The sequence below is a fragment of the Mesorhizobium sp. M7A.F.Ca.ET.027.03.2.1 genome (assembly GCF_003999175.1).
Lineage (GTDB): Bacteria > Pseudomonadota > Alphaproteobacteria > Rhizobiales > Rhizobiaceae > Mesorhizobium.
Genome location: NZ_RZOM01000675.1, coordinates 1 through 3,411 on the forward strand (window position 1 = coordinate 1; position 3,411 = coordinate 3,411).

Genomic DNA, 3,411 nt, shown 5'->3' on the forward strand with positions numbered 1-3,411 from the left:
CTATGTGGACTGTTCCTCAGAAGAAGAGCTGAACCGAATTGTCGGGACGCTGGGCAAGGACGGCGCGTTCCTGATGCCACCGGACAATTACGGCTTCAGCCGCCGTTTCGCATGGCTCAACGACAGGTTCGGGGTCTCCTGGCAGATCAATCTCGCATGACCAGCCTGAGCAAAGGCGACAACAGCCGAACATGACAACGGAGCCAGCTATGACCACGAAAATCACCGGCGGCATCAACATCGCCATGAAGGTACCGCCGCACCAATATGAGGCGACGATCGCCTTCTACCGCGACGTCGTCGGCCTGAAGCCGTTCACAGACAAAGCACCGGCCATCGGCTTCGAGCTTGGCCCCAACCGCCTGTGGATCGATGAGGCGCCGATGATGAGCCAGGCCGAGGTGTGGCTGGAGCTGTTCACCAAGGATTTCCCCATGGCTGCGGATCATTTCGCCAAGGCCGGTGTTGTGCGTTGCGACGCCATTGAGCCCTTGGGCGAGGGCTTCCGCGGCGGCTGGATCACCAACCCTGCCAACATTATTCACATGCTGCGCGAACCGGACGCCTGGTGAGCGCCGAACCCCGAAAGGAGCATCCGATGGACATCCGCGAAAAGCCAACCGCCGAAGCCGGCATGCTGATCCGGCGGCCTGTCGCCGATGTGTTCGAGGCCATCGTCGATCCGGCCATAACCACGAAATTCTGGTTCACCCATGGCAGCGGCCGGCTGGACAGCGGCAAGCAAGTCCTCTGGGAGTGGCGCATGTACGGTGTCTCGACGACCGTCGACGTCAGCGAGATCGTCGCGAATGAAAAGATCGTCATGCAATGGAGCGATCCGCCGACCGCGGTGGTCTGGACCTTCACCGAAATGCCCGACGAGACGACCTTTCTCGAGGTTCGCAATTTTGGCTTCGCCGGGGATGGCGACGAGCAGGTGAAAGAGGCCGTCGGCTCAACCGGCGGCTTCACGCTGGTGCTGGCCGGCGCCAAGGCGTGGCTGGAACAGGGCCTGACGCTCGGCCTGATCGGCGACCGTCACCCGAAGGGCGTGCCAGGACATTAGGTATTCAGGGTCTGCCTCAATGCCCGCCGCCCGACTTCTTACGTCGCCGCGCCAGCATGTTGAGCCCCTCGACCAATGCCGAAAAGCCCATCGCCGCATAGATGTAGCCCTTGGGCACATGGTAGCCCATGCCGTCTGCGATCAGCGTCATGCCGATCATCAGAAGGAAGCCCAGCGCCAGCATGACGATGCTCGGGTTCTTGGCGATGAAGTTGGCCAGCGGCCCGGCCGCCAGCATCATCACGGTGACCGCGACGATCACGGCGATGTACATGATGGCGATCTCGTCCGTCATGCCGACGGCGGTGATGATCGAATCGATCGAGAAGACCAGGTCGAGCAGCAGGATCTGGAAGATCGCGCCGGCAAGGCTGATCTGCAGCGTCTCGCCCATCATCGTATCCTTGTGGTCGTCGGGATCGACGGTGTGATGGATCTCCTTGGTCGCCTTCCAGACCAGGAACAGGCCGCCGGCGATCAGGATCAGGTCGCGCCAGGAAAAACCGTGACCGAAGGCCGTGAACACCGGCGTGGTCAGCTGGACGATGATCGAAATGGTGGCCAGCAGCACCAGCCGCATGATCAGGGCCGCCGAGATGCCGAGCCGGCGGGCACGGGCCCGTTGTGCTTCCGGCAGCTTGTTGGTCAGGATCGAGATGAAGATCAGATTGTCGATGCCGAGCACGACCTCGAGCACAATCAGCGTCAGCAGCGCGACCCAGGCCGTCGGGTCGGAAACAAATTGAAAATGCGGCGCCAGGAATTCGATGAGCTGCATGGAGGTCGTCCCCTCTTTTAACGATCTAGAGCAGTGTCGCCGGCAGTTAGGTACTAAGCGTGCCTATATCAATGTCACGACCAGAAGGACGGTGCGGTTTCCTCCAGCCGTGGCCCGCGACGAAACGGCGCAATCCGCTCGGTCAGCCCTGTGCGGTCTGAAATATCGACGCCGACGCCGCACAAAGTCGCCGGTCCGGTCGCCGCCTCGAAGCGGCCTTTCGGCACCTTCGACAGGAACCGGTTGAGCGGCTCCTCCTTGTCCATGCCGAGCGAGGAATCATAGTCGCCGCACATGCCGGCGTCGGACATATAGCCGGTACCGCCGTTGAGGATCTGGTGATCACCCGTCGGCTGGTGGGTGTGGGTGCCGATGACGAGGCTGGCGCGGCCGTCGACGAAATGCGCGAAGCACATCTTTTCCGAGGTCGCCTCGGCGTGGAAGTCGATAATCACGGCATCCGCCTGCTCGCCGAGCGGACAGGCGGCAAGCTCGCGTTCGCCGGCCTGGAACGGATCGTCGAGCTCGGGATGCATGAACACCCGGCCCATGATGTTGGCGACCAGCACGCGCGCGCCGCTCCTGGCGATATAGACACCGGAGCCGCGCCCGGGCGTGCCCTTGGGAAAGTTGGAGGGACGCAGGAAGCGCTCTTCGCGCGGCGCGAAGGCGAGCGCGTCGCGCTGGTCCCAGACATGATTGCCGGTGGTGACGACATCGGCACCGGCCGCGATCGTCTCGCGAAAGATCTCTTCGGTGATGCCGAAGCCGCCGGCGGCGTTCTCGCCGTTGACGATGACGAAATCGAGTTTGAAGTCGGAGATCAGTCCGGGCAGCTGTTCCCACACCGCCGTGCGTCCTGTCTTTCCAACCATGTCACCGAGGAAGAGAAGTCTCATATGATCCCGCACCGAAGGTCAGCGAAAGCTGCATGACGCCAGTGAAGATCATGCGTCCCTTGTACTTATCTACAATTTTGGCGCGAAGCGGCGCAACCCGCTCTCGGTGAGTATTTCCGCAATGACGACGTCATGTTCCTCATCCGGCACCATTGCCACCTCCTGGCAGTCGAAGGCGATGCCGACCAGCCGCGGCGGCCGGCCCCTGTCGATCAGCTTGGCGATGGCGCGGTCGTAATAGCCGGCACCGTAGCCGATGCGATGGCCGCGCGCATCGAAAGCGGCGAGCGGCACCAGCATCACCGAGGGGTCGAGCACCTCGGCTTCCTCGTGAGGGCCGACCGTGCCGAAACCCATCTCGACCATCGGCGCGCCGCGCACCAGTTCGCGAAAGACGATCGTGGTCTTGTCGAGAATGGCCGGCAGGCAAAGCCGTGCGCCCTTTTCGCGCAAGGCAAACATCAGCGGCCGAACGTCGACTTCCGAACGCATCGGCCAAAAGCCGGAAACGATCTGGCCCGGCTCGACGTGGAGATGATCGCGCGCCGTCTCCGCCATTTCAAGCGCGACCTCCACCCGCCAGAACTCATCGAGCGCGTTGCGGCGTCCGAGGGCCTCACGGCGAAGCTGCTTTTTCAGGTCTTTGAGAGAGGTCATTCAGCCAGGGT

The 3,411-nt window shown here is 62.5% G+C and carries 6 protein-coding genes; 3 read left to right on the plus strand and 3 right to left on the minus strand.

The window, feature by feature from the left end; translation table 11 throughout:
• Positions 1 to 4: 4 nt before the first annotated feature.
• Genes EN750_RS24660 through EN750_RS24670 form a run of 3 tightly spaced genes read left to right on the plus strand, consistent with a single transcriptional unit; the run spans position 5 to position 1,066 of the window.
• A complete protein-coding gene (locus tag EN750_RS24660; protein ID WP_245482794.1) occupies positions 5 to 160 on the plus strand; it encodes a VOC family protein in 156 nt (51 codons plus the stop codon).
• A gap of 49 nt (positions 161 to 209) precedes the next feature.
• Complete coding sequence (locus EN750_RS24665; protein WP_127269214.1) at positions 210 to 572, plus strand: hypothetical protein; 363 nt, start codon at positions 210 to 212, stop codon at positions 570 to 572.
• 26 nt (positions 573 to 598) lie between these two features.
• Positions 599 to 1,066 (plus strand): SRPBCC family protein, encoded by a 468-nt coding sequence (locus EN750_RS24670; RefSeq protein WP_127397996.1) that lies wholly within the window; start codon positions 599 to 601, stop codon positions 1,064 to 1,066.
• A gap of 16 nt (positions 1,067 to 1,082) precedes the next feature.
• Here EN750_RS24670 and EN750_RS24675 read toward each other — a convergent pair whose 3' ends face one another.
• The 3 genes from EN750_RS24675 to EN750_RS24685 form a co-directional block, all read right to left on the minus strand.
• Positions 1,083 to 1,844, minus strand: a complete 762-nt coding sequence (locus EN750_RS24675; protein WP_127269216.1) for a TerC family protein — start codon at positions 1,842 to 1,844, stop codon at positions 1,083 to 1,085.
• Between the two features lie 74 nt (positions 1,845 to 1,918).
• A complete protein-coding gene (locus EN750_RS24680) occupies positions 1,919 to 2,743 on the minus strand; it encodes a YmdB family metallophosphoesterase (protein WP_127319132.1) in 825 nt (274 codons plus the stop codon).
• Between the two features lie 69 nt (positions 2,744 to 2,812).
• Complete coding sequence (locus EN750_RS24685; RefSeq protein ID WP_127397998.1) at positions 2,813 to 3,400, minus strand: 5-formyltetrahydrofolate cyclo-ligase; 588 nt, start codon at positions 3,398 to 3,400, stop codon at positions 2,813 to 2,815.
• Between the last annotated feature and the right edge of the window lie 11 nt (positions 3,401 to 3,411).

Coding starts and splice junctions, on each gene's coding strand:
- EN750_RS24665 (WP_127269214.1), top strand. CDS start 210: ATGACCACGAAAATCACCGGCGGCATCAACATCGCCATGAAGGTACCG.
- EN750_RS24670 (WP_127397996.1), top strand. CDS start 599: ATGGACATCCGCGAAAAGCCAACCGCCGAAGCCGGCATGCTGATCCGG.
- EN750_RS24675 (WP_127269216.1), bottom strand. CDS start 1,844: ATGCAGCTCATCGAATTCCTGGCGCCGCATTTTCAATTTGTTTCCGAC.
- EN750_RS24680 (WP_127319132.1), bottom strand. CDS start 2,743: ATGAGACTTCTCTTCCTCGGTGACATGGTTGGAAAGACAGGACGCACG.
- EN750_RS24685 (WP_127397998.1), bottom strand. CDS start 3,400: ATGACCTCTCTCAAAGACCTGAAAAAGCAGCTTCGCCGTGAGGCCCTC.